Here is a 3,897-nt window from a genome sequence, read left to right as displayed (position 1 = left end):
CGATCGTGGGTGGCGACGATGCTTCCGACTATGTCGCCGGACTCAATGACTATGCGCGCCAGCTGGACGTTTACGAACATATCGTCTGGGCGGGACCGTGTGACGACATGACCGCCGTCTATTCCGCGCTGAATATCCTGTGCCTGTGTTCGGTATCGGAAGGGTTTCCGAATGTCGTCGCAGAGGCGATGTCGGCCGGGCTGCCGTGCGTTGCGAGCAACGTCGGCGACACCGCGCGCCTCATCGGCGACGCGGGATGGGTCGTGACGCCGAACGATGCGGCGGCGCTTACGGCAGCGCTCCGCGCGGCGATGGTCGCGCTGGATGGGTGGGATCACCGCCGTCCCCGCAACCATATCATCGAAAATTTTAGTGTAGCCTGCCTGAAGACCCGGACGCTGGACGCCTTGCGTCCGTATCTCGTAAAGTAGCTGATCAGGTAGTCGGCTTCTGCGCGATCAATGCAATGCTGTCGATCGCCAGGTCTTCGACCGGCAGGTCGCGAAACGCCGGCGCAAGCTGTGACCGGATTTGTTCCACATGCGCCTCCGCCGCCGCGCGCTTTTCGGCCGGCTGATCGGTATATGGAAGATGATCGACCAAGCCGACGCCAGGCATTGATGTCGCGAGAATCTCAACTTCGAGACCTAGCCGCTTCGCCGCGTCGCGATACTGGTTGACCAGCACGCGATTGGGGCGGCCGCGGCGGCGCGACATGTGCGGGTAAAGCCAACTCGGCACTTTGAGAAAGGTCAGTTCGTGCAAGCCGCCCGCGGTGAACATTCCATGGTCGCGGAAATCCACATAATGCACCATCTTTCCACCCGCCTTGAGTGCGTTCGCCATGTGTTCAAGCGCGAGGATCGGATCGAAGAGGTGCTCAAGCACCGCGCAGGAGCAGATCGCGTCATAGCCCTGATGCATGGCGAAATATCGCTCGGCGGCCGCCGATTCGCCGGTCTGGAAGCTGATCCGGCTGCTCAGATCGGAGGGGGCGGGGAAGATCGAGCCCAGCGTTCGAGATCGTTCGATGATCGCGGCATAGGTGCGATCCAGCATCTTCTGATCATGTGGATAAACGAAACGGTCGAGCAGTTCGACCTTTTCGGCACCCTTGTCGATCAAGAGCAGAGCGGTCGCGGCGCTTCCGCCCGGGCCGATTTCCGCCACTCGGCCCTTGGCGATCCCGTAGCGGGCATAGTTGTCCACCACTCCCGCGCTATAGGCGATATCCTTTTCGATCGCTTCGCCGCTCAGATGCTCCTGTTCAGGGGGTTGGGGACTGCGAACGCCGACCGAGGCAAGTAGGTTGTCGATAAGATACCATGTCGAAGTAAGCGTTTCCGAGCGATGCACCGCATCCGCCAACCGCCGCTTTGCACTAGCCACGAAATTTCCCCCACAAAGTTCCCGAGGCCTTAGTCTTACGTGAAATTTCGGTCAACGAAATCGGAGTCATCGCCCCTGAATCGTCCATCCGGAACGGGCGTAGGCATTTCGCACTTTGGGATCGCACTCACCGAAATTCGCCCCCCGGAGCGACAGCCGCTCGCCACGGCTCCACAGTCCGAACGCGTGGCGATCGACGCCGCACCACGGCTTGGCGTGGTCGGTGACGATCTCGATATCCTGTTTCGGAGAGGCGTAAGGAGTCGTATCGTCCTGTACGCCTGTTGCGCTATCGACGTTGGCGACCTTGACCGTGACGCCGGCGGCCGACTGGATCGTCACGCGGATGTTGTAATGGCCCTGCGCCCGGTCGCTGGGCCGCATGCTGTTCGTCGAAAACTGGAGCGTCGGCCGGTCGGAGGCGTTACGTATATTCAGCGTGATGTTGCGCGTGTCGCCGACGCGAAAGCGATATTCGCCGGGCCGGCTTTCGGTATAGACGGCGACATTGGCGCAAGTCCCGCCCGCAAACAGGCCCGAGTAGGCCGGGCCAATGGTGATGTCCGCACTGCCGCCATTTACCCCATATACGAAATATGCCCGGAACACATTGTTTGCGGTGATGCGGCGGATGAGGTGGTTGTCGGGCGCATTCGCCCCGTTGAAGCCATACACCGTGTTCGTGACGTCGATCAGATCGACGGTTACGTTGGACGCACGGCCCGATGCCTTGTCATTGCTGTCATAGAGCAACGCGTGGAGGCCGTTTGACACGCGGATCGTGCCGAACCGATGCCGCGTGATTGGGTGACCCGCCGGCGACCGGACGATACACGCGATGACGCCGCGCACGGTGGCGGTCTGCATGTCCCTGATGGTCCAGGGGTCTCCGATGACGGCTATATGCTCGATATCGACGTCCGACATCTGGATGTCGAACAGATTGACCTGTCGCTGGTTGGTTCCGGCCACCCGAAAGGTCGGCTTGCCCCGCATGACAAAGCCCGTGGTCCCGGCCAGATGAAAGACCGACTGGCCATGGCCGATCATCGTGCCGACCAGGTAGGTCGCGCTGTCGAAATCGATCATCGCGCCGGGTATGTGCAGTGCCACATCAACCGCGCGTCGAAGCGCGAAGGTGTCGTCGTTCCTTCCGTCACCGCGCGCCCCGAAATCGGAAGGACGAATGACGTCGCCGCCGGCCTGCCGTAGGCCGGTTAGCGCGGGAAGCGCCAGCATCGCCCACATGGCCTGGCGCCGGTTCGTCGTGTGGGGGATTGACTGCATCATTGTGTTACGCCCGAAGCGGCGGGCGGTATCCCGGCCCGCTGGATTTGGCGCGACGATGCCCCAGGCGGCCTGAACCCGTGCTGACTTGTCCGTCAGGCTGCGCGATGCTGATGCGCGTGCAGCGCACGGATACCATCCAGCGCATAGTCATGGTCCTCGACCTGAGTGAGGCCACTCACGGTGACCGTCCCAACCATTCCCGCCCTGGCTATACGAAGGGGGATCGCCCCGCCTGCATCGATATAATCGGTCCGGTTTAGGCCAAACCGTTCCATCATTCCGTCGCGCGTCTGAAACCAACGCGCGATGGCGAAGCTAGAGCGCTCGAAATGGTTCGAGATCGCGGCCTTGCGCGCGATCCATTGCAAATTACTCTGTGTGGCGCCGGGTAGCAACGTGCAGAATTGGCGAACGCCGGCACGGGTGATCTCGATCGCGATCGGCGCACCTGCGGCGACGGCGCGGTCACGGATATGGGTACCCAGCCGCCAGATGTCGTCGTTGTCCAGTCGCAACAACGCCAGCGCGCGTTCCGCTCGATCGATTTCTTCGGCAGACAGGTCAGCGCTCATCTTCAGAGTCCCGGGCTCCTCTCTGATGTTCACACGACGGGCGCGCTCACCCCTTGCCCACGCCAACAAGGGTGAAGCCGGCGCGCTGCGCCTCTTCGGCGGGGTAGATGTTGCGCAGATCGACCAGCAGCGGTTGGTTGAGCAGGTCCTTCATCCGCGCGAGATCGAGCGCGCGGAACTCGTCCCACTCGGTAACGATGACCAGCGCGTCGGCACCGTCGGCCGCCGCATAGGGGCTTTCGACGAAATCGACGTCGTTCAGTAGCGGCATGGCCTGGTCGATACCCTCGGGGTCGTAGGCGCGGACGGTGGCGCCGGCGTCCTGCAACGTCTGGATGACCGCGATCGACGGCGCGTCGCGCATGTCGTCGGTGTTCGGCTTGAACGTTAGGCCCAGGATCGCGACCGCCTTCTCCCGGACGTCGCCGCCCATCGCCTTGATGATCTTGCGGCCCATGGCCCGCTTGCGCTGGTCATTGACCTGAACCGTCGCTTCGACGATGCGCAGCGGGGTTTCATTGTCGTCGGCTGTCTTGAGCAGGGCCAGCGTGTCCTTGGGAAAGCACGAACCGCCGTAGCCGGGGCCGGCGTTCAGGAACTTTCGCCCGATCCGGTTGTCGAGGCCGATGCCGCGCGAAACCTCCTG

5 protein-coding genes are annotated in these 3,897 nt (G+C 62.5%); 1 reads left to right on the top strand and 4 read right to left on the bottom strand.

All coding sequences use genetic code 11. The annotated features are described in order from the left end of the window. On the top strand, positions 1-431 hold a 431-nt coding region (locus KF783_RS15750), incomplete at its 5' end, for a glycosyltransferase (RefSeq protein ID WP_294081055.1). A 4-nt stretch (positions 432-435) separates the two neighbouring features. Here KF783_RS15750 and KF783_RS15745 read toward each other — a convergent pair. From KF783_RS15745 to KF783_RS15730, 4 genes are all read right to left on the bottom strand, one after another. Further along, positions 436-1,368 (bottom strand): class I SAM-dependent methyltransferase, encoded by a 933-nt coding sequence (locus tag KF783_RS15745; RefSeq protein WP_294081053.1) that lies wholly within the window; start codon positions 1,366-1,368, stop codon positions 436-438. 87 nt (positions 1,369-1,455) lie between these two features. After that, complete coding sequence (locus KF783_RS15740) at positions 1,456-2,679, bottom strand: hypothetical protein (protein WP_294081052.1); 1,224 nt, start codon at positions 2,677-2,679, stop codon at positions 1,456-1,458. A gap of 92 nt (positions 2,680-2,771) precedes the next feature. Further along, complete coding sequence (locus KF783_RS15735) at positions 2,772-3,251, bottom strand: heme-binding protein (RefSeq protein WP_294081051.1); 480 nt, start codon at positions 3,249-3,251, stop codon at positions 2,772-2,774. A 46-nt stretch (positions 3,252-3,297) separates the two neighbouring features. Beyond that, on the bottom strand, positions 3,298-3,897 hold a 600-nt coding region (locus tag KF783_RS15730), incomplete at its 5' end, for a UDP binding domain-containing protein (protein WP_294081050.1).

The sequence above is a fragment of the Sphingomonas sp. genome (assembly GCF_019635455.1).
GTDB lineage: Bacteria > Pseudomonadota > Alphaproteobacteria > Sphingomonadales > Sphingomonadaceae > Sphingomonas.
The sequence above is the reverse complement of the archived record's forward strand: the minus strand, read 5'-3'. Positions and strand labels throughout refer to the sequence as shown.